26 protein-coding genes and 2 pseudogenes are annotated in these 21567 nt (G+C 35.6%); 3 read left to right on the forward strand and 25 right to left on the reverse strand.

Annotated features, from left to right (window positions below; genetic code table 11):
• Window positions 1-45: 45 nt before the first annotated feature.
• From ACORHT_RS05220 to ACORHT_RS05265, 10 genes are all read right to left on the reverse strand, one after another.
• Window positions 46-1017 carry a DUF6892 domain-containing protein gene (locus ACORHT_RS05220; RefSeq protein ID WP_434349627.1) on the reverse strand — a complete coding sequence of 324 codons (972 nt, stop codon included), beginning with the start codon at window positions 1015-1017 and terminating at the stop codon, window positions 46-48.
• A 14-nt stretch (window positions 1018-1031) separates the two neighbouring features.
• The gene (locus ACORHT_RS05225; RefSeq protein WP_434349628.1) at window positions 1032-1418 is read right to left on the reverse strand and encodes a hypothetical protein; all 387 of its coding nucleotides are present in this window, start codon (window positions 1416-1418) and stop codon (window positions 1032-1034) included.
• A 39-nt stretch (window positions 1419-1457) separates the two neighbouring features.
• Complete coding sequence (locus tag ACORHT_RS05230; protein ID WP_434349629.1) at window positions 1458-1868, reverse strand: hypothetical protein; 411 nt, start codon at window positions 1866-1868, stop codon at window positions 1458-1460.
• 70 nt (window positions 1869-1938) lie between these two features.
• Window positions 1939-2208, reverse strand: a complete 270-nt coding sequence (locus ACORHT_RS05235; RefSeq protein ID WP_414320704.1) for a hypothetical protein — start codon at window positions 2206-2208, stop codon at window positions 1939-1941.
• Between the two features lie 150 nt (window positions 2209-2358).
• Entirely contained in the window at window positions 2359-2739 is a 381-nt protein-coding gene (locus tag ACORHT_RS05240; RefSeq protein ID WP_414320705.1) for a hypothetical protein, read from the reverse strand.
• Window positions 2736-3128 carry a hypothetical protein gene (locus tag ACORHT_RS05245; RefSeq protein WP_414320706.1) on the reverse strand — a complete coding sequence of 131 codons (393 nt, stop codon included), beginning with the start codon at window positions 3126-3128 and terminating at the stop codon, window positions 2736-2738. Before ACORHT_RS05245 ends, ACORHT_RS05240 begins: the two co-directional genes overlap by 4 nt.
• A 59-nt stretch (window positions 3129-3187) precedes the next feature.
• Complete coding sequence (locus tag ACORHT_RS05250; RefSeq protein ID WP_414320707.1) at window positions 3188-3430, reverse strand: phosphohydrolase; 243 nt, start codon at window positions 3428-3430, stop codon at window positions 3188-3190.
• A 104-nt stretch (window positions 3431-3534) separates the two neighbouring features.
• On the reverse strand, window positions 3535-4092 hold the full coding sequence (locus ACORHT_RS05255) for a hypothetical protein (RefSeq protein ID WP_414320708.1): 558 nt from the start codon (window positions 4090-4092) through the stop codon (window positions 3535-3537).
• A 101-nt stretch (window positions 4093-4193) separates the two neighbouring features.
• The gene (locus ACORHT_RS05260; protein ID WP_006153970.1) at window positions 4194-4448 is read right to left on the reverse strand and encodes a hypothetical protein; all 255 of its coding nucleotides are present in this window, start codon (window positions 4446-4448) and stop codon (window positions 4194-4196) included.
• Between the two features lie 126 nt (window positions 4449-4574).
• Window positions 4575-5072: a hypothetical protein gene (locus tag ACORHT_RS05265; protein ID WP_434349630.1), complete on the reverse strand. Its 498-nt coding sequence runs from the start codon at window positions 5070-5072 to the stop codon at window positions 4575-4577.
• Between the two features lie 254 nt (window positions 5073-5326).
• Between ACORHT_RS05265 and ACORHT_RS05270 the strand changes: the two genes are divergently transcribed.
• From ACORHT_RS05270 to ACORHT_RS05280, 3 genes are read left to right on the forward strand one after another with little or no spacing between them, the layout of a single operon-like run.
• Window positions 5327-6121, forward strand: a complete 795-nt coding sequence (locus ACORHT_RS05270) for a MerR family transcriptional regulator (protein WP_434349631.1) — start codon at window positions 5327-5329, stop codon at window positions 6119-6121.
• Between the two features lie 2 nt (window positions 6122-6123).
• Window positions 6124-6939 carry an ABC transporter ATP-binding protein gene (locus ACORHT_RS05275; RefSeq protein WP_434349632.1) on the forward strand — a complete coding sequence of 272 codons (816 nt, stop codon included), beginning with the start codon at window positions 6124-6126 and terminating at the stop codon, window positions 6937-6939.
• Complete coding sequence (locus tag ACORHT_RS05280; RefSeq protein ID WP_434349633.1) at window positions 6936-7652, forward strand: ABC transporter permease; 717 nt, start codon at window positions 6936-6938, stop codon at window positions 7650-7652. The genes ACORHT_RS05275 and ACORHT_RS05280 overlap by 4 nt, the downstream gene beginning before the upstream one ends.
• 227 nt (window positions 7653-7879) lie before the next feature.
• On the opposite strand, the gene ACORHT_RS05285 is transcribed toward ACORHT_RS05280, so the two are convergent.
• The 15 genes and pseudogenes from ACORHT_RS05285 to ACORHT_RS05355 all read right to left on the reverse strand — a co-directional run bounded on the left by ACORHT_RS05285 (window position 7880) and on the right by ACORHT_RS05355 (window position 21384).
• The gene (locus tag ACORHT_RS05285) at window positions 7880-8734 is read right to left on the reverse strand and encodes an ADP-ribosylglycohydrolase family protein (RefSeq protein WP_434349634.1); all 855 of its coding nucleotides are present in this window, start codon (window positions 8732-8734) and stop codon (window positions 7880-7882) included.
• Between the two features lie 193 nt (window positions 8735-8927).
• Window positions 8928-9527, reverse strand: a complete 600-nt coding sequence (locus ACORHT_RS05290) for a hypothetical protein (protein ID WP_434349635.1) — start codon at window positions 9525-9527, stop codon at window positions 8928-8930.
• 360 nt (window positions 9528-9887) lie between these two features.
• Entirely contained in the window at window positions 9888-10295 is a 408-nt protein-coding gene (locus ACORHT_RS05295; protein WP_434349636.1) for a GNAT family N-acetyltransferase, read from the reverse strand.
• Window positions 10261-10419 (reverse strand): GNAT family N-acetyltransferase, encoded by a 159-nt coding sequence (locus ACORHT_RS05300; protein ID WP_434349637.1) that lies wholly within the window; start codon window positions 10417-10419, stop codon window positions 10261-10263. Before ACORHT_RS05300 ends, ACORHT_RS05295 begins: the two co-directional genes overlap by 35 nt.
• 697 nt (window positions 10420-11116) lie before the next feature.
• Window positions 11117-12553 (reverse strand): 5-methylcytosine restriction system specificity protein McrC, encoded by a 1437-nt coding sequence (locus ACORHT_RS05305; protein WP_434349638.1) that lies wholly within the window; start codon window positions 12551-12553, stop codon window positions 11117-11119.
• A 2-nt stretch (window positions 12554-12555) separates the two neighbouring features.
• On the reverse strand, window positions 12556-14265 hold the full coding sequence (locus tag ACORHT_RS05310) for an AAA family ATPase (RefSeq protein ID WP_434349639.1): 1710 nt from the start codon (window positions 14263-14265) through the stop codon (window positions 12556-12558).
• Between the two features lie 19 nt (window positions 14266-14284).
• Complete coding sequence (locus ACORHT_RS05315; protein ID WP_434349640.1) at window positions 14285-14488, reverse strand: hypothetical protein; 204 nt, start codon at window positions 14486-14488, stop codon at window positions 14285-14287.
• Between the two features lie 633 nt (window positions 14489-15121).
• Window positions 15122-15220 (reverse strand): annotated as a pseudogene (locus ACORHT_RS05320) (tRNA-specific adenosine deaminase); the annotation flags it as partial.
• Window positions 15221-15224: 4 nt separating this feature from the next.
• Window positions 15225-16520, reverse strand: coding sequence for a hypothetical protein (locus ACORHT_RS05325; protein ID WP_434349641.1), 1296 nt, complete (start codon window positions 16518-16520; stop codon window positions 15225-15227).
• The gene (locus ACORHT_RS05330) at window positions 16507-17628 is read right to left on the reverse strand and encodes an AI-2E family transporter (RefSeq protein ID WP_142557284.1); all 1122 of its coding nucleotides are present in this window, start codon (window positions 17626-17628) and stop codon (window positions 16507-16509) included. Before ACORHT_RS05330 ends, ACORHT_RS05325 begins: the two co-directional genes overlap by 14 nt.
• 117 nt (window positions 17629-17745) lie before the next feature.
• A pseudogene (locus ACORHT_RS05335) lies at window positions 17746-17950 on the reverse strand (two-component sensor histidine kinase); the annotation flags it as partial.
• Complete coding sequence (locus ACORHT_RS05340; protein ID WP_000107274.1) at window positions 17862-18371, reverse strand: GTP pyrophosphokinase; 510 nt, start codon at window positions 18369-18371, stop codon at window positions 17862-17864. The pseudogene ACORHT_RS05335 and the gene ACORHT_RS05340, both read right to left, overlap by 89 nt.
• A gap of 45 nt (window positions 18372-18416) precedes the next feature.
• Window positions 18417-18797: a hypothetical protein gene (locus ACORHT_RS05345; protein WP_230309757.1), complete on the reverse strand. Its 381-nt coding sequence runs from the start codon at window positions 18795-18797 to the stop codon at window positions 18417-18419.
• A 96-nt stretch (window positions 18798-18893) separates the two neighbouring features.
• The gene (locus ACORHT_RS05350; protein WP_176607573.1) at window positions 18894-20255 is read right to left on the reverse strand and encodes a recombinase family protein; all 1362 of its coding nucleotides are present in this window, start codon (window positions 20253-20255) and stop codon (window positions 18894-18896) included.
• Entirely contained in the window at window positions 20143-21384 is a 1242-nt protein-coding gene (locus ACORHT_RS05355; RefSeq protein ID WP_185928428.1) for a recombinase family protein, read from the reverse strand. Before ACORHT_RS05355 ends, ACORHT_RS05350 begins: the two co-directional genes overlap by 113 nt.
• Window positions 21385-21567 lie beyond the last annotated feature (183 nt).

A 21567-nucleotide genomic window follows, 5' to 3' on the forward strand; every position in this document is an offset into this window, starting at 1 on the left:
GAACTTATACCATCCATTTATGATTTATTCAGATAAATGCAACAACTATAATACCTTCACTTGAACCCCTTGCTTGTCGAAGGTTTTTTTGACATGTTCAAAATTACTGCTTATGATAGTCGCTTGCTTCAGATTTGGAAACTGTTGCAGTTCTTTAAGACTAACTTCATTTAGATCGAAACTATCATCTTCACCGTCCCACTGAGGTATCAAATTCAGATAAATTTCATTTCCTCCATCCATATAGATTTCTTGAACTTGTTCGGCATATTTCTTAGGTATAGGAAGATTTATCATATAATCAAGTGCTGGCTGAATTATCTCCATACTTTCTGTGTCGATTTCCTCTTCACTAAATTCTTCCGCAAAATCATAGATGTCAAAGTAGGGTTTCAGTACAAGTAAATCATACATCAAAACTTGGATGATAGTTAGTTTAAAATTTATATTTTCAAAGGAAAGCAGTTCTTCGTCAGTTTCTTTTAACTTGTAGCTTTCCCGTTCATGTTTGAACTCTGGAAAGTAGGAAATAGAAAGTGTGTCAGTGATGGTCTCTGCAATTCCATTAAAATTAGTTCCGTAAGGGGTCCATAAAATCAGGTCAAAATCCCCTACTCTATGCCTATCAGAAAAGAAATAAGGAGATTTTCCATCTGATAATACCACAGCTTGACATGGTTGCTTTGGCAATTCTTTCTCTCCAGTCATAGATTTTACAACATCGCCATAGTAGAGGAAAACAGTAGAAATCAAATGTTCCTCATCAATGTAGGTCTTACATTTTTTTAAATGATTATTAATTGAGAAAGAATGTTCAAATACAATTCCAGCTTTATCATAAATGTATTTGATAAACTTCCCATCTTTTTTGACAACCTGGTCAGGCTTCCCCAATACAGCTTCAATATCTTTCAAGGACAAAGGAAAAGATAAGCTGGTTCCGTTAATAATCATTGAATTGTTTTGAAGATTGATTTCAAGTTTTTTGTGTGTTTTTTTCTTAAAAAAATCAAACATATTACTACCTTTTCTTAAGTTTCTTCCAGATAAATTTTGACCGTTTGGTATTCCTGTTCTTTAGCATAGGCAAACACCTCTGAAGCTCTAATGTAATCAAAGATATTTTCCTCTAAATCTTCATCCCAGATCGATTCATGAAATATTTCATTCTCTTGACATGCTTCATAGAAAATATCAAGGTGAACTTGATAAAACTCTTCATCTTCATTTGGAGCTTGCCTTACCAACGATAGTTGAAACAAGGGCTTATCAGATATACTTGTAAATGTCCCTGTTTCAAACAAAATCATCTCATCCTCAATAGGCTCACGACACAAGTCTTCAAAGATTGCTACCATATCCTCTAAGGGCATCTTATCGGTGATTCTTTCTCTTAAAAATTCAAGTGATTGCTTCATATTGCTCCTCTTTCTAAATGTTTACCATCTGACTAAACATTAAAAGTAACCTATAACTCTAATAATCTCTATAAAGTAGTATATACCTATCGCGATAGCTATCATAATCGCTAGAACAACTAAAGCAATGATAATCCTTGCCCAGATATGCCTTTGTGCCTGTTCAATGACAAAAGCACTAAGAGACGCGAACGATAATCCAAAAGCTAGAAAGATAGATATGGCCCAAACAAACGGAATAGCTGTCATCCATGGATATGGAAATGGTTGGCCGACTGGATGATTTTCTAAAATAAAATAAGTAATAATCGCAACTAGATACAAAAAAATATTCACGATATATAAATACTTAAAAACCTGACGTCTATGAACGAATACCATCAATCCTAAGACGAAAATCATGATAAGGGGGATGAAAAGACGCCCCCAAATATAACTGTCATTAAACATAGCTAACTCCTATATCTTATGCAAAATCACTTTCAACTACCAATGCTGCAATTTGCTAATCTGGTCTCCCTTATTCCTGATGATTCCAAAGATATTTTTCTGAATGACACCAGCCAGAAATATAGTCTAGCATTTCTGCAAACCACTCTTTTATCATTCCATCTTGTAAGCTGTCATAGTATGTAAAAAATCTCTCATATACTTGTGTCTCCTTTATACCTAGATGATGGATTTTTCTTAAAAGATCATATCCCAATTCAGCATATTCTTGAAAATTTTCATCTGTAACCTGATTCGAATATTCGATTATTTGAAGAAATAAGCTCTCAAATTCAGTCAACTTTCTCACCTCTGATCTAGCTTTTGACTCCTTAAATAACTAATCTTAACTTGGAAAAATCCTATTAAAAAATAGAATTCCTACACCCTTTATTATACTACATTAACAGAAAAAAAGACTGAACCAGATGGCTTTCAGCTTGGTTTCAGTCTAGATCTTTTTGATAATCGGAATAGCCACTGTAAGGACGTCTATCCCAAAATTAATTCCCTGAACTTGGTAGTGATAGATTGGAACAGAGTAAATTTTTTGAACTCTTTTTTTGAGGTGACTATCTATCATTTCAAGTAAAATCCCATCTGATAAATGAGGAAATTCTGGTCCACTAAGTAAATCTTCTTCGAGCAAATTCAGGTCCCATCCCTCATCGATAGACCTGCAGAAAAGAATCTTACCAAAATCTATACAGTATTTTAACTTTTGATTCTTTAAACCTTCGAGAAAAATTTGCAGCTGATTTTCTTGAGAAAGTTGACACCGTAATTCATACCAATCATACTTGATTTCCTCACCAATATTAATCCACCTCATTCTTGACCAACCTCTTCTATCCTTATATCACTCTCTTCATTTTTATAGAGAACTAAGTCTATGACTAGATTCTTGGCACAAATACGAAAATGAACCAAATCTTCTTCAGCCAAAACTCCACCCGCCCTATGAATCACTTCTGTAATCAGGCTACTGGTCTCTAGCTTACAAATAAGGGATTCAAGCTCTGGCGAACTAGGAATCTGATGAAGAGTATCAAATAAGTCTCTATCTGTGATTTGGTAAAAATGACAGAAGGGAAAATTCAATTTAATCATATGTTTCTTGCCCTTCAAAGATATCGTAGAGATCTCGTAATGATTATTTTCACTAAAAGCTGCACTAGCTTCATATTCATCTTCTGGAATAATAGATTGCCACTCTAGCATTAAATCTCTCCTACACTATTTTCTCATCTCATAAATTCTCAACTTTCATCTCACATTTTTTAAAATTTTTCGTGAGTAACTTCTTCAAAATAGTCATCCAGATGATGGTAGAGTTGCATATCTTCTTCTGAACCATCTTGCAAAACTGCAAATACCTTCACTTTCTCTTCATTGACAAATACGAAATTATGTTCACCAAAATAAGCCTGATAGCCCTTGTCAACTAAGGTCCAAAGTTCACCTTTTTTTAAACTGAAAATATCATTTTTCACTAGATAGGTTTTCCTGATTTCCATTTTCATGAAATCCTTTCTCCTTTAGAAACCAGAAAGGGCTAGACGTTTCCCTTTACTGTTCAAGCCGTCTATGCAAGCAGTGGCATACACTCAAAAGGAAATTTGAGTGACTATTGGATATACTCTTTAATATATCCTTCTACATCTTCAATCTCTACAAACGATGGGTCTAGGTGACATAGGAAGTGCCAATCTTCGGTGTCACGTTTTCTGTAGACAATCGCTTCACCGTCTTCACTTCCGAAAAAGCTTCTGTCGACTTCATATCCACTGCGCTCTAAAAAGTCTTTTGCCTGATGATACCTAGTTTCTCTTGCTTCGATATAAGATTTGACTTCATCGTTATTAACGACATAGGCATCGACTTTTGTAGCTCCTTCAATCACTTTATCGTTTTTAACCGATAGATTCGAAATCTCTTTCCAAATAATGTCCACATTTTCCTCAGAATTAAACGAAAACCTAGATAAAGGGACAATATTCCCATTGAAGACAATTTCTATATAATCGGGCAAGTGTTTAGGATTAAAATACTCCACTTCAAAACCATCTTCTGTTTCTAAAGTATATCCAGGGATTTGAGCTACAAAGGCTTTCCCCTCCTCTAAAGAATCAAACACGACTAAATCTTTAGAAAAATCATTTTGGTACAATTCCAATATAACCATCTAGCATCCTCTAATCTTAACTATTTCTATTAATTCTGATCATTTTTACGTTATTACTATCTCAGCCTGTGGTACTTCTGTTGAAAAATAAAAGTAAGACATTAAATTTTGTTAATCTCCTGCTTAAACTTTAATTCAAGTATTTTATTATAACCTTCATAAAAACGATCTCTTGTTACCACTTCACCTGGATATTTCTCTTCTAGAAGTTCATAAATTTCAATTGGTCTAATCCCTTCTTCCGCCAAATCTTGAAGGAATGGACTGCATAGCCTCATCTCACCTTTACTCGATTGTTTTAATAAAACTCCGTATATAGGAATCTTAGTTAATAGATTATAGGTACTCTTTTTCATAATATTTATCTCCCACATAAATTCGGATTAATTAGCAAGCCTACTTGACAAAATGATGCTGCTCATAGCTTGACTTAATTTTAGAAAAGAGGCCAGTAACAAACTTAAGCCCAGCCTCTTAGATAATCATTTTTCTTTGTAGCAAATAATGTATGCTTTGATGAAATCACTACCCACGACAATGGTTAACGGAACACTCAAAACAACTTCATCAATTTTGCCATTCTCATACTCTTGTCTTTCTTCAGGAGAGTATAGGTACATAGCTATTGAATAGGTGTTCCCAGCCTCCAAGTCAAGATCCATACTGATATTTTCTGATTTGATATTGATTGTTTGATTCAGTCGAGTCTCAGTCGTTTTATAAACGCCCTCAATTGTATATCTCCCTGAAACTAAAGCAACTACCTTTTCTAGGTTTTCTCCAGTTATTGGATTAAAGTCAGCAAGATTCTGTCCATTAATTTTAGTTTTTGAACAGTATAAATGAACAACAGCTTTATCACTATTATCATTAACAAAGCTAACAGCTTTTTTCTTTCTATTGCTATATACAATCATAAATCCAACAAAAAGCAAGAGCCAAAGGACAAGAAAAAACACAATAATATAAGTTGATTTCATCATATATCTCCTATATTTTCTTTACTTTTTAACTACATTATAGCACCAATCATTGAACAAAGCAAAAAGATATACTAAATGCAAGTAATTGTTTTGGGACTTCTATTTCAACTCCTTTTTGTCACCTTTAAATAGCTGTTTTCACAAGCATTTTCATTTATATTAAGTAAACGAGATCACTAGAATAATTTTTATAAAGCGCTTGCTCATGACCTTGCGTCATGATGTATAATATATATTAGGAGGTGAGAATGATGGCAAAATTCAGAGCAATCCCTGAAGGTTTTATGACAGTTGGGGAAGTCGCAAAGAAAATGGGTGTTACAGTCCGTACTCTACAATACTACGATAAAGAAGAATTGCTTTCTCCATCTGCAGAAAGTGAGGGGGGACGTAGGCTTTATACCGATAAAGATCTAGTCATACTTCATCAGATTATATCCTTGAAATCACTTGGTTTTTCTCTGAAGGATATAAAGGGGCGTTTGAACTCTTTGAAAACTCCAGCTGAAGTTGCAAATGCTCTTACAGAGCAAGCAGATGATATTCGCCAAAAAATAGAACAGCTTCAGGCATCATTGTCAGAAATAGAGCAGTTAAAAGTTGAAGTTTTACAAATACAGACGGTTGACTTTAAAAAGTATGCAGATATTATTGTCAATTTACAAATGAAGAATGAATCTTACTCTCTGATTAAACGTTTTGATGATGATACGCTGGACCGCATACGCAGTCGATTTGACAAGAAAAGCGGATCAGACTTTCTGGACAGATTTAATCACCTGAGTGATGAGATTGTGAAGCTCCAAAAAGAAAAGGTGCCAGCTGATAGCGAACAATGCCAACAAGTTGTTCAAGAATACTGGGGCTTGATCATGGAGTTTACAAATGGAGATATGACTATGCTTCCGAAGTTGATGGCAGTCGGTAATATTGATACCGCTACTAACGCTTGGGAGGAAAAGCAAAAAATCGTTAACTCATATTTAGAGCCCGCTTTGAAAGTTTATTTTTCAAGACTTGGAACCAATCCCTTTGAGGAGGTGTAGCCATGAAATACGCAATAGAGGTTCGTGAACTAAATAAAAATTACGGCTGTCATGGGGTCCTAAAAGGTCTTAATTTTCAAATCGTAAAGGGAGAAATTTTCGCTTTACTTGGTGTGAATGGTGCTGGGAAAACAACAACGCTTGAATGTATTGAAGGTCTGAGAAAATATGATGGAGGCTCTATTGTTGTAAACGGCAAAATGGGAATTCAATTGCAGTCATCTTCTTTGCCCGCTCATATTAAACCTATGGAAGCGATAAAGCTCTTTGCGAAATGGAATCAAACAAAAATTGATGATAATATGCTTAAAGCTCTGAAAATAAAAGAAATTGAGAAATCACAATATCTGCAATTATCCACGGGACAAAAAAGAAGACTACATCTCGCTCTTGCACTTATCGGCAATCCCGATATTATTTTTCTCGATGAACCGACAGCGGGACTTGATGTTGAAGCAAGACTAGCCCTCCACGAACAAATACGGAATCTCAAATCACAAGGGAAAACAATCGTTTTGGCAAGTCATGATATGGCTGAAGTTGAGACCTTATGTGACCGCATTGATATTTTGAACAGTGGAAATATTGTCTTTTGTGGCACTCCTTCAGAGCTGACAGACAAGGTTGGAAGAAGATATTATATCCATTTGAAGACTCAAGAAGCAGAGAAGTCTTTTGAAACGACCAATATTGAGGATACCTTAATTTCATTATTGAATGAATGCAAGCAGAAAAAAATCCAGGTATTGGATATTAAGGTTGATCGTGGCACCTTGGAAGAGCATTTCATCAAAATGGCAAGGAGGGAATCAGAATGAACTGTTTTTTATATAGTCTAGTATTACAGTGGAAATTAGATATACGAAGCAAATCTCTCTTGGTTACTTTCTATATTGTACCGCTTCTTTTCTTTCTTATCATGGGTGGTATTTTTACTTCCGTTTCGCCTGGAATGGGAACCACACTCATACAGTCTATGATAGTCATGAGTGTTTCAATGGGGGCCTTTCTTGGCTTGCCACCTTCATTGGTTGAAATTTATGGAAGCGACATTAAAAAAATTTATAATGCAAATGGAGTTCCTATTTATTTAGGATTGCTAACTATGGTTCTCTCGGCTTTTGTCCATTTGATGATGACCAGCATTGTGATTCTGCTACTTGCCCCTATTTTATTTAAAGCAAGTCTACCGACTCAACTTCCATTTTTCTTACTTTCGCTAACCATCTATATTGTTGTATCATTGAGTATTGGAAGTATACTGGGACTTACTTTAAAAAACCAGGCAAAGCTGACCATGTTAGCTCAACTTGTATTTTTGCCTTCAATTATGCTTTCAGGGATTATGTTTCCAATTAGTTTGCTCCCTGATTTTCTTCAAGTAATAGGCCATGTTTTTCCGGCTTATTGGGGATACCGTTTGATGTTAGATAATGGGCTTCGACTTGCAAATCTATGGTATTTGATTCTGCTATCTTGTATAGCAGTAATAACATGCATTTTACTAATGAATAAACAAAAATCTGAGTAAATACCTGAATAGAGCAACATGAATCCATGGTAACATTAACTTTAAAGCAAAAGCGACGAGATTGTTTCTTATCTCGTCGCTTTGCTATTTTTCAGTGGTCAAGCTCATGACTTGGTTAAGTTTGTTTCTACCTTTTCTTCTCAAAAGGTGATAACTCTTTACCCTAGTATTTGCTCAACTTCCTTAATTTTATTTTTCAGAGTTTAATACTAACTAGTTAGTTCTCATTATGATATCGAAACTTCTTTCTCCCACCGTCTAAGCACCTCTTTCAAAGGCTCATCGAGATAGGTATAGGCTTTTTCCTTAATCCAATCAGGTATACCATAAGCAGCCTCTGCTATACTTCCTGTGATGGCAGCAAGAGTGTCACTATCTCCGCCGAGAGAAATAGCATTTCTGATAGCATCTTCAAAGTCTGTACTTTCAAGAAAGGCAATGATAGCTTGAGGTACCGTATTCTGGCAAGTTTCATTGAAACGATAAGTAGGACGAATTTCATCTAGTGTTTGAGAAAGATTATATCCATACTCTTGCTCTATGTATTCCTTGATGAGTCTCTTGCACTCCGTAGGATTGTCGTTGACCGGTTTTCCATAGTCGCCACTATAACCTCCAAAGTAATAACGACACATAAAGATAGCATCAGACGTCGCCATAGCTCCTTTGACCCCCTCTGGATGGTTATGAGTCACCTCAGCAGAAAGTTGTGCAAGAGCTCTTCTGGACGGCCAGGCTCCCGTTCGTGCACAGAAACTACAATCCATGGCCCAGGCACATGGAGAAACACGCATTGCTGAGCCATTGCCAAAGCTATTATAAGGTTCTCGATCGTCGCCATCAACCCAATTCCCAAATCTTGCACCGTAACCTGCATCGGGATACATCCTACCATATTTTTTCATGGCATCAATAAAGTCATCCTTCTGACCGCCATTCATAATGGCTTCTGCAACAGCACAGGTCATAACCGTATCATCAGTGAAAAAACAATCCTCACGAAATAATGGAAAGTCTTTCGTTTTAATATTGTTCCATTCGTAAACAGAACCAACAATGTCTCCAACTATTGCTCCTAACATAAAATACCTCCTAATGTCCAATGTCACATCTATAAATATACTAAAAATCTACTCTACTTTTTTTTAGATCGTACAAAGAGTGATACAGCCTCAACGTGTGCTTACATCTAGCTTTTCCTTCTATAAATTGACTCAAGTTAAATTTCGGGTATTAGAGGAATTGAAATATTCTCTTTCTAATCTATAACTATGCCTATTCTGTTCGAGTTTCAGCTAAATATATTCCCCATTCAGCTAATTCTTCAGGCAAGTCATAAACAGTTTTTCCATTACTTTCATAGATTTCAGAGATTCCTGGTGAGGTCTTAGAAAAAGTTTTCCAAGCAGTCACTAGTTCTTCTACAAATTGAATATTATGAGGTTCAAAAAAGTCATTAAATTTCGATAGTTCTTTACTATAAATTGTTACAACATTATAGCTATCAAGCATGATCTCATCATGACTTTGATGCCCACCAAATCCAAACTGACTAAGTCCATCATTAATAAGCAAATCACCGTATCTAATCAACAGTGCTAGGCATTCCTCTCTTGAACAACCATCAATATAATAAACATCCTTATGGGATTCCTTGATAATATTCTTTGCTATCACTTTTTCTCTATCAATACTGACAGGCAATTCCAAAATAAAAAACAAGGGCTCGTCATGAATCGCAATAAAGTGTTGAAAAACCTCTAATATTTTTTCTGCGTGTACATTCGCCGTCAAATGATGTTCAGTTAACTTTGTAAATGATTCAAATAGGCTTTCTACCAAGCTAACTCGGTGACCTTTTACTAAATTCAACATTATGCGTCCTCCAGAGAATTTAAATATTATACACATTTATAATCTCATTATACCATTAAAACCTGAAAAAGACTGCAACTTCCCGGTCACAGTCTCTTATAAATCTACCTCAATTCCTTCAAGGAAAGTTACTACAATTTGTCCAGCTTCTGAAATAGATTGATAGCATGTCAGACTATAGTATCTAGAAGCCCAACTTGAACTATTGCTCTGATTCTTATCCTCTATTCGATTAGAGAAGCTACCTTCACGCTTTTCATTCTCCCTTTCATTCAAAGGACTCTATGATTTTTAATACTTAGCGGTCTGCTGTTCACGTATAATTTCGTCGTAAACTCCTTACTCTACAACAGCTATGCCTTACTTAAATGACATCCACTCTTCCTTTGATAGACAGGATATGTGTTCTGTGCAAAGAACTCCTTCCAATGCACATGGAACCTTCTCTTTTGTATGATGATAACGGAACCCACATTTTTCCTGAACTCTCTGTGACTTTGTATTGCCGTCAAAATAACCGCACCATAATTTCTCCAGATTCAGGTCATCAAGTCCATGTCTCATCATCTCACGAACTGCTTCTGGTATCAGGCCCTGACCCCAATAGGGAACTCCTATCCAGTAACCAATCTCCGCCTCAGTATCCGGAATCCCTTTATCACTTGCAGAGCCAATCATCAATCCTATACTACCCACTGGCTGCATCGTTTCTTTTAAAACAATGGCATATATCTCAGGTGCGGAAAAATAACTTTTTATAATTTTCAACACTAGTATGTACTGGCCAACCTGCAACCGGTCCAACCTCTGGATTACTGGCATATTGAAATAAATCATTGGCGTCTTTTTCTTCCCAGGGACGAAGAATCAATCTTTCTATTTCTAAAATCATTTTTATCTCATTAAACTCCAATTTTTATAAATTGCTTCAGATGAAGGATTTTTCATGATTTGACTACTTGTGTCAAGTACTACCACCTCAATATGGAAGAACAGTTATCTATGAATTACCTTGGTATTGAAAAATTTATACACAGACCTTTTAACGATAGGTCAAATCTATCGTTAAAAGGTGTTTATTCTTCATATCTCTTTATATTCTTAAATTACAATCTACAAAATTAATCATTACTAATTCCTTAAATAACTCATCACCGCTTAAAAGTTCTTGTTCAACAGCCCCCTCGAATAGTATCTGTTTTTTGAACGTCTAATTTTTCAAACATACTTGAGTTCGATATACAATAATCCTGCACGCATTCATAGTATACCTTTTCGTTTTCTGGATTTGTACCAACAACAAACAATACAAATGCCGTTGAAGTTTCAAGAGTATATTTAAGTTTTTTTACGTCTATGAATAGAGCTACATAGTTATGAATTCAGAGGAAGTTCTACCTTTTATTTATCCTTCTATTTTACGATTATGATATTCTTCATTTTGAACTAATCCAATTACACAATCTTTTTCCTCATCATTCCCTCTTTCTAATTTAAAGATTCAATTATCTGAATTAAGTTTGTAATAAACTAGCGTAACGGATCATCACTCAGTTTCGGTGGTAACTTCATTGCTTTTGGATCACCACTCATGATTCATCACCTATAAATAATTTTAATTCTTTAATGAAATATTCTTCATTTCCATTTATTGTTTCATCACCTGAGGGATCTTTAACAGTAAATACACCAAACTTTTGAACTAAGTCATCGATTCCATACATAAAATCAACATTTACTTTATTCTGAGGGATACGTTCCTTCGCTGGGTAAATCAAACCTGCACCTCTGAATTTATCTCCATATTGCAAATGATAATAATAAGAATATCCATGAAGTTGTCTGATGTCTGCATTGTCAACATCACATCCATTAAATTCCATATTTTTAAATTTTGCATCTAATACTACAATTTCTCCAGTCAATCTATGACGTAATACAAAATCCGGATAATTATTTTTCGCATAAAATGTTTGCTCATAAAAACGCAATTCTTCTTGTGCATTGACTTCCCAATCATGAAGATGAATTTTCATCAAATTATATATATACATCTCCCACAAGAATGAGGCATCTACTAAATACCCACTTACGCTATTATATTTGTTTGTATTTCCATCATTAAGCTCTCTCAGATTTAATATGTACTGAGCGTATTGAAGTGGCTTCTTGTAATTTGCATATAAACTATTTTTCAGAATCTTATCTTTTAAAATACTATTAACAGTATACTTTGATGGTCTTCGTCCAGAAAAACTTTCAGCTAAATAATTTCTTACACTCAAAATATCAGGTAGCACAGCTTGTTCAACTTTACACTCTTTAATAGCACAATATAAAATATCGATAATATTTTGTGCATTCTCTCTTTCAGGATATCTGAAACTATTTTTTTTGTCTGATGATACTAAGTCATTAGTTATATAACGTTCAATATCAATATTCCCTCGAATGCTATAATCTCTGTCCTTTTTATACACATATTTTTTAGGGAGATTCGTTCCTGCAACTTTTCGAAGAGATACTAAAAATAAATATTGAACAATTAGAGAATATACTCCACTGCTGTCACTACTTGTTTTGGATGAATCGATATCGACATAAATCCCACAACAAAAATTTATTATTCTTCGAAAAAACAAATCAGAGCATTGGGTTTTTATTTCTAATTTATCTTGTCCAACATTAACAATACCAGTATACAGACCAGCCATTATTGCGAAGTCATCACCATTTTGATTTATACGATAAATTAACTGTGGCTTTTCTTCTTTATCGCTATCGCGTTTATGTGCATGATACTCAGAAAACGAAATTAATTTTAATCCATTTTCTTTATCAAACACTTCTGTTGTCATTTCTTTTACTGCAATCTTTTTACAAGCATTATTAACTGAACGTTCTCTATCCTCATCACTTTTTGCTCTTTTTACTAATGACAGCCCTACAACAGTATCGTGAGCATATTTAAAGCTCCCAATTAATTCCGTATTTACTTTGGTCACTAACTTTTCAACTTTTGCCATAGTTAAATACCAAACTCATCTTGAGCTTTTTTTACATAATCATCCAATTCACTTTCATCTGCTACTTGTCGTATGTATTCCTGTAGCGTACCAAGAATGAAATTTTCAAAAACGATATTCTTAGCAGTTTTTGTTATCCTTTTCTGATTTGATACATTTAATATTTTTAAGAAAAATGCATGCCCTATCTCATAACTTCTGCCTAAGCCCAGTCCTTTGTTACATATATAGTCATTTAACTTTTTGCACGACTCGATATAATCGGAAACAGTCTCTTCATTAAATCCCTCCTCAATCAATAAATCTTCGATGATTTCATAATTGCAGAACATAGAAACCCATTTAAATCTTCTTCTTAAGGCGAGATCAAACGGATCAATACTTCTATCAACATCATTCATTATTCCAACAAAATGAATATTAAATGGAATTCCAAAGAACGCTCTATCATTAATATTTTTATAAATAAGCTCATCATTATTATCAACTGTTTCTATCACTCTTGATAAAGCGGTAGAAACTAAACTAGAAGATGGCTCTGTATATTCTCCAGAAAAATCATAATCTCTATATTCTAGTAAAGTAAATGTTTCTCCGAAGATATTAGACAAGTTACCCCGATTTATTTCATCAACAACATAAAAATATTGTGGCCAGTTTTCATAAGTTATGTTTTTTTCAACATCTGTTTTACGCCCCTCATAATGCTCCGAATAATACTTTTCATTTTCTTTTTTTACTCTAATACAAAAGTCTTTAAAAGTACCGTTGATTACCTTTAGATCTAAATTTCCTCCAACAATACCTACCGGTTTGATTCCTTCTATAAAATCTTGGTACGTATACGATGGATGAAACTGAGTAAATAAAGCATCTTTATATAATGTACTGTTTATTGACTGAAGCTTTTTAATTCCATTTGATACGCTATACGTCTTCCCTGTACCTGGAGCACCATTAAATATTATGTTGTTTGCATTAATATCAGAAAGTTCTTTTACATTATATGAGGTATCTGTGAGGAACCATAAAAATTCGGTCAACTTTATATGAGCCAATAAATCTGATGACTCTCCAATTTCAGCCCATATCTTCGCTCGAGAATATATATGGTTATTTAGCTGAAGCGTTGTCTCGCATTCATTTGTATCAACATCAAGAATTTCTGCAATACTATGTAAGCTTTCATCTCTATAAATCCATGTTAACTCATATTTATAGTTTGTGGTTTCTAGCATAGACATTAATACTGAGATTTTTCTAAGTAGCTGTTTCCCAGAAAAATTTTTATATTCATCGCTCTTTTCAATCTCATATATTTCTTCAAGAGAAGCTGCATGTATCAGCTTCATTATTAACTTAGATATATTTGAGTTATAATCATTTTCTATCTTACTAATATCATCAAAAAACTTGTCCTTTTTCTGATAACCATCGTAAAATCCACCTTTTGAATGCTTATAAATCATATAACCATTTGAAGATAGCCCTGGTCTAGCATGTCCGAATAGTTTTTCTTGATGTTCCAAATAGCTAGGCAGATATCTTTTATCATTTTCATTTTGTTTGATCCATTTATCTATAGGAAATTCTTCGATATCTCCGAGCTCATCCACATATTTTTTCCAGTAAGTTAAATTCTTTTGATAATCCGCTATTTGAAATTTGTCATCAAATTTATCATATAATTCTTTAAATATTTCTTGTTTCATAAAATTCTATTTCCTTTCCTTAGAATGTCAATCTCATCTGCCAGTGCTCCCTAATCCATCTTTGCGCTGCTATGATAAAAAATTCTTTTTGTTTTTCCTTCGTAAGTATATTGGTGCACTCCATTCCCTCTGAATTATCTTCTGCAAGCATACTTTCTATATTCTTTGTCAGTGTTTGAAGAACTGAATCAGAACAGTGTACCGACTGAATGATTACTTTCAAGGTTGCTTCCTGAAGTTTTGGTTCTGTTACTGTTGGAGCATCACATGCAGTTAGACCATCCTATAGTGTCAACTCTCAGTTATTGACCAGATATTGACCAGTTCTTACAGTGACGATAAAACAGCTAAATAAGGCTTTGTGACAGGCTATCTATATGATTTAACGATTGTTCACGAGAAGATCTGATATATTCAACAGTTTATTCACTTGCCTGGGCTCACTTTTGACATCAAAACTACTGCCTCAACATGTGGTGCTAGCAAACTTCTATATTATAGAATGAAAGTGAGTGAGTCGTTGTTTAAAATTAAACTTTAGAATGAAACTATTTAAAAAAAGTAGATCACTTTTAGAAGTGTCCTACTTGTATTATTTTCATTTAAAAAGGTATAAATTCTCAACAAAAGGGGGTTACTCTCGCACCTGCGAGAAGAACAGAAAAGAAATGGCGCCAAATCAAGGTTTTATTTTTGAAATTTACCAGAAAATACCCACTCTTTTTTTACTTACAATTATTTTAATAAAAAAAGAACTTGCCTGTCAAACAAAACGTTAATTTATATCATCTTTGTCTATCTTAGTTATAATGTTTATCAAATCTGATTTGAGCATTTCTTTTTCTTATCTTATCAAGACCACGATAGCCCCGATTGGCACTTCTGCTTGGTCATAGGCTTTCTGGGCTTCCTTCAGTGCTTCTCGGATAAAGAATTCTTTTTCCTGAAGTTCCATGTTCTTACTTATAGACGCGCTTCGTCACGACTAGACTATGCGGTCTCTCAAACTCCTTATCTAAGTAATCTTGGTACGTCCCTGGGGAAATAAACCCTCGGGCGCTTAAAATATCTGTTCCTGCTGTTCCGACAATCGTATCGGCTAGCAGTACGCAGTTGGTACTCATGACAAAATACGTCTTGAATTTTGAAGAAGTGAATTTATACAAGAGTGCAACGGCTTCTTGTTTGAGCTTGTAGGCATACATCGGTTCTCCTTTGTCGATTCCAGGACGCTTCGGTTTCACCATTTGCGGCGGATCCCACGGTACTGTCAACGACATCAATTTGGCGATTTCCTTATCGATGGCCGCGAGTTGTTCTGGAGATAACGCCAGGCCATAACCGAGTAAAGTCTTATGGTTTTCGCGTTTACAAAATTCAATGTATTTTTCACGGTCGGCACTGAAAAGTACCCCGTCTCCCATCGTTCCAAACAGACGCTCGGAATTCGTATCGTAGTTCCCGAATGAAATAATGCGTCCCTTATAACATAGGTCGACATGCCCGATTGCCCCAAATCCGTCTTTTGTGACGTGAATAAACATTTCTAAGTTGGGTTCTGCATTTTCTTTCGCACGGTCGTAAATTTCAGAAGCGGTTTCGCCTTCTCCAAGTTCCAATGCATCATTGATTTTTTGCAGGGTTGCTCGAGGGATCAGTGCAGCAAATACAAGCGGCATCCCACGACGCAAGCGTCTGCGAAGGACTTTCTTTCCAACTTCGGCCTCAAAGAACCAGCCATCACGAATATTGCTAATCCCATGCCCGATGAGATAAAGCGATAGGAAGAACATTTGCAAGTTGCCGTCGCCCCCAAGCGCAATTAAAGTGGCCACCCCGACAACTGAAAGCCAAATGGTATCAAAGAGCAAGCGGAATCGCGGACGGATGGCATCTTTGACATAAATACAGTACGTCACACCACTAATTCCCGCGTTCATCACTTCATTGAGCCCCATCAAGAAGCTTACAATCGCAACCGGCAATGACAGGAAGAATTGATTTCCTGCTAAAAATCCATACAATATGAACTTTCCTACATTCAGCCAAAGCGGGTCTTTTGCCGTCGCCTTACTAAACCAACGAAATAGAAAATTCCATAGTTCGCGGGCCCATAAGAATGTTAAAAACAGACGTAACATCAATTCTGGGAAACTTGGTCCATATATAAGGAGCAACATCCCAACAACAAGGAACGCAATCCCTTCAAAGAGGAGCTTTTTCCCCGTAATTCTCAAGTCACTAATTTTCTTCATCAATAATAGCTCCTACAGCTACCACTGAAGCAGCTTGTTCATGTTTCTCCACCCATTCTTTCACGAGACGGTAAATCACGGCAAAGATTGGTGTGAAGAAAATCATTCCTACTAAACCAAAGAGATTTCCACCGATTAACGCAGCAGCAAGGGTTAGAATCGTTGGCAACCCTACGGAACTGCCGACAACCATCGGATAGACGACATTTCCTTCCACTATTTGAACGATCATAAAGACGACTAACGAAATGAGTGCTTGAATTGGGCTTTCTGTAAAGGTGAAGAGCATTCCAATTCCGCACGCCATAAACGGCCCGATATACGGAAGGAATGAGAGTACTCCGGACAGCACCCCAACAAGTCCTGCATATGGCAACCCTACAAGAGAGTATCCAGCAAAAATCATAACCCCAACGATTCCCGCCTCGATAATTTGACTCATCAAGAAACGGTCATACGTGTCCACGATGACTTCCCCAACATACGTAATGTGCTCGATTTTATCTTTTGGCAAGACCACATTGAGAAAGCGAAGCGTTAAACGTGCGAGCATTTCCTTACTTGCGAGAATATTAATCATGAAGAAAATCCCCATAATTACAGAGAACACATTTGAGAAGAGCTCTGAAATATTCGTTGTAAATCCGCCAAGGAATGTAATGACAGACGATACGATATTGCTTTGACTTAGTGAGTCGGTAATTTGACTCACTTCACTGGATTGCATTAATTTTGAATGTTGTACAAAATCCGCCACCACGAATAGTAAGTGATTGACACTATCGCTCAGTTGCGACACGGTTTTAGCAATCATTGGCGCAATAATCCAAATCAACAGCGAAATAATCAGAAGCAGAATCACAATAATGCTCACGATTGCGGTATTTCTACGCAGCTTTTGCGGGAAGTTCATCTTCTCCAACCCTTGTTCAATTCGCTTCATTGGCACATTTAACACAAATGCCAAAATCATCCCTAAAATAAGCGGGAACATCATCCCAATAAATTCTGAAATCCATGTGAGGATGGCGCTAAAATTCAAGACGACAAGTAACGAAACAGCTGCCAGAGCAATCATCACTGCCCAATTTTTTCTAATCTTATCCATACTATAATTCCTTTTTTAATTGTTCTAAGAGCGACTTGCACCCCAATGTCACATCGCGGTACGTCCCATCAAAGTCTCCTGTATACCACGGATCGGCAATATCGCGTGCAACTCCTGCCACTTCTAATAAGCGAGCCCGTTTACGTGTTCTTCCGACTTGACGAAGCCTTACCGTAACCGTTCCTTCAGAGTCACAATACTTGTTAGCATTATCCACAAGGAGAGTTACAAGTTCAAAGAGAGACTTTTCCTCGGCTTTCACATGGATATCTGGGGTAATATCCATAACGAAGGATTTGCCATCTCGGACGACAGGTCCCTTTATCATTGCCTAGGACATCTGGAAAATTTGTCTCCATTTGCAAAATGAGGTGATAAGAGCGATAGCCGTTAGGCTTGGCAGTTGAAATATAATCCTTCTCATTGTAGACCATGACACCAGGAATAGCCTTGATTACTTCGATGATCTTGTAAATATCATTGACAAAACCACAAATAATACGGATTCCAATGCTGTCACGAATTTCCCTAAGGGCAGACTGGCTCGTCTCAGGCAAATTCTTTCTACGACACTTTACACGCATGGAGTCGCTTTCCTTAATCCGTGAAATGAAATGTTCATAGAGTTTAAAACCTGTTTCTTTTTTGCTAGCAATATTAGCCGCAATAATGGGGTCTGTTATTTCTTGTAAAATTTTGGGGAGATATTGAGCATACTCCCCATAAATACTTTGAGTTGACATATAAACCTCCTCTAATAGCTTCACTTCATTATAACATAGATGGTCTTAAAAATAAGGAATGAGATTGTGACTATAACTTTTATGCCCACCAAATCCAAACTTACTTAGTCCATCATTAACAAGCAAATCACCGTATCTAATCAACAGTGCTAGGCATTCCTCTCTTGAACAGCCATCAATATAATAAACATCCTTATGGGATTCCTTGATAATATTCTTTGCTATCACTTTTTCTCTATCAACACTGACAGGCAATTCCAAAATAAAAAACAAGGGCTCATCATGAATCGCAATAAAGTGTTGAAAAACCTCTAATATTTTTTCTGCGTGTACATTCGCCGTCAAATGATGTTCAGTTAACTTTGTAAATGATTCAAACAGGTTTTCTACCAAGCTAACTTGATGACCTTTTACTAAATTCAACATTATGCGTCCTCCAGAGAATTAAAACAATATGCACATTTATAATTTCATTATACCATTAAACCCCTAAAAAGACTGTAACTTCCCAGTAACAGTCTCTTATAAATTTACCTCAGTTCCTTCAAGGAAAGTTACTACAATTTGTCCAGCTTCTGAAATACTGATGTGGTCGAGAACTTGATTCATGATAACTCCATCAAATTTATCTAAATCTAGTATCTGATACATCTGCTTTGCATAGTGCTTATGGAGAAGATTTGCTCCTTGCTCTAGCTTTTGCCACTTAGCTACCACATCAGATCTATGCTCTTGCAATAGTCCAACTGCTTTCATAAAGGCTTTCTCAAGCATTTCTTCATCGATATGATTGTTTAAACATCCAATCTGACCTTTAATCCTATATCGATTGTTACACTGCCATACCTTCCGTTTACCACGACTTGTCGTCCAGTTCTTTCGACCAAATGCTGAACCACATTCGGCGCAAAATACTTTTGTTGTAAACGGGTTGTTTTCTTTCTGCATGATATAAAACTGGAGCTTATGTTGTTCCCTAAATCTCTTTCTTCTTGCTATTTCTAACTGTACAATCTCCCACTTTTCTCTATCTAAGATTGGTTCATGATTGTTCTCGATATAGTATTGATTAACTTGTCCATCATTATCAATTCTTTTCTTCGTCAGGAAATCAACGGTATAGGTTTTCTGAAGCAAAGCATCACCCTTGTATTTTTCATTTTGAAGCATTTTCCATATAGCACTTGGGCACCACTTTGATTTACCTGTGCAACCTGGTATTTCCTGTTCTCTTAACTCTTTGGAAATAAATTCTGGACTGTATCCTTCTAGAAATCTATCAAATATATACCTTACGACATTAGCTTGTTCATGGTTTATAATGAGATTTCCTTTTTCATCTTTGTCATATCCCATAAAGTTTGTAGTGTTTACTTGAACTACACCACGCTCAAATTTCTTACGAATTCCCCAAGTTGAGTTTTCTGAAATGGATCTCGATTCATCCTGTGCGAGTGACGATAGAATGGTAAGTAGTACTTCTCCTTTTGAATCTAGACTATCAATATTCTCTTTTTCAAACGTTACACCAATGCCTAGTTCTTTCAGTTCTCTTACATATTTGATGCAGTCCAATGTATTTCTGGCAAATCTACTAATAGATTTAACTAAAATTCTATCCACCTTACCATCTCTACAATCTTGTATTAGTCGGTTAAAAGCATCACGTTTTTTTGTATTAGTTGCGGAGATCCCTTCATCTGCATAGATGTCTACTAACTCATAATCTTTATGTTTTAAGATGTATTCACGGTAATAATTAACCTGATTCTCATAACTTGATAGCTGTTCTTCTTGGTCTGTAGATACTCGACAATAAGCGGCTACCTTGACCTTTTTCTGAGTTTGAGATCTGACTGTTTGCTGAAGTTTTTTGGCCGGTATAACTGTAATGTTTTTCTCCATCTTCGATCCTTTCTAACACAATTACTGGTGAACTAAGTTTCCAATCTTCAATATCCCTTTCAGGGACTCTCATACCTTTACATGAATTTTTTCCTTCTTTGATATATTTGGAACAACACCAAACAATCTTTTTCTTATAAGATACCTGTCTTTTTAATGTTGAACCACAATACTGACATTTTAACATTCTTGAAAATTTATAGGTTTTATTTGTACCTTGGATTCGAGAACGGCTTTTCATTTTTACCTGAACCTTCTCCCATGTTTCCTTAGGTACAATTCCTTCATGATTATCTTCGATATAGTATTGTTCCAACTGTCCTTGATTTAATTTCTTTGGACCGTTTACACCATCATGAAAGTATTTTTGAAGTAGTAAAGTGCCTTTGTATTTTTCGTTTTTTAAGATATTACGAATTGTGCTATCATACCATTTCTTTCCTGTTACAGTTGGAACTTTGCCCTCATTAAGTTTTTTAGCAATCCTATGTGTACCCATTCCTTCTAAATAACTATAAAAGATGGTTCTTACTATTTGCGCTTCTGCTTTGTTTATAACAAGTTCACCTTTTTCGTTTAAATCATACCCTAAAAACCGTTTAGCATTAATGAGTAATTCTCCCTTCTGGAACTTTCTACGAAAACTCCACCGTTGGTTTCCGCTCATGCTTTGTAACTCTTCTTCAGCCAAACTTGCTAACACAGTCAAGACAACTTCACCTTCATTGGATAAAGTGTGGATATTCTGCTCTTCAAAAAAGATATCAATACCAAGAGTTTTTAATTCTCGACTTATTTCAAGAACATTGATGAGATCTCTTGCAAACCTTGATATTGACTTAGTATGGATAACGTCAATTTGTCCTTTTCTACAAGCATCTAGCATAGTTTGAAAATCAGGTCTATCATACTTTGAACCTGAAATCCCTTTGTCACAAAAAACACCCAAAAACTCAACATCATCACGTTCAGCATACAACTTTTCAAAATAGACTTTTTGATTCTCTAGCGAATCAAGTTGACTTCCGTTGGTTGTAGAAACTCGAACATATGCACAAATTCTCTTTTTTCTATTGTTATTCTTTGCTTCAATTTTTCTTATATTCATTTTTCCTCCTACAAGAAGTTTTTACACACTATATATCCCTCTAAACGCAATATTAGTCAAGTAATCAGCAACCCTGTACTTTAACAAAATGTCTTTATTGTCCTCTTACCTAAATAGGTACTTTCAAGATAGATTTTTCCGGTTTTAAGAAAAAATCAAAAAGAAAAAGCCTGATGTACTTCA

It is taken from the genome of Streptococcus sp. KHUD_014 (genome assembly GCF_051106275.1).
GTDB lineage: Bacteria > Bacillota > Bacilli > Lactobacillales > Streptococcaceae > Streptococcus.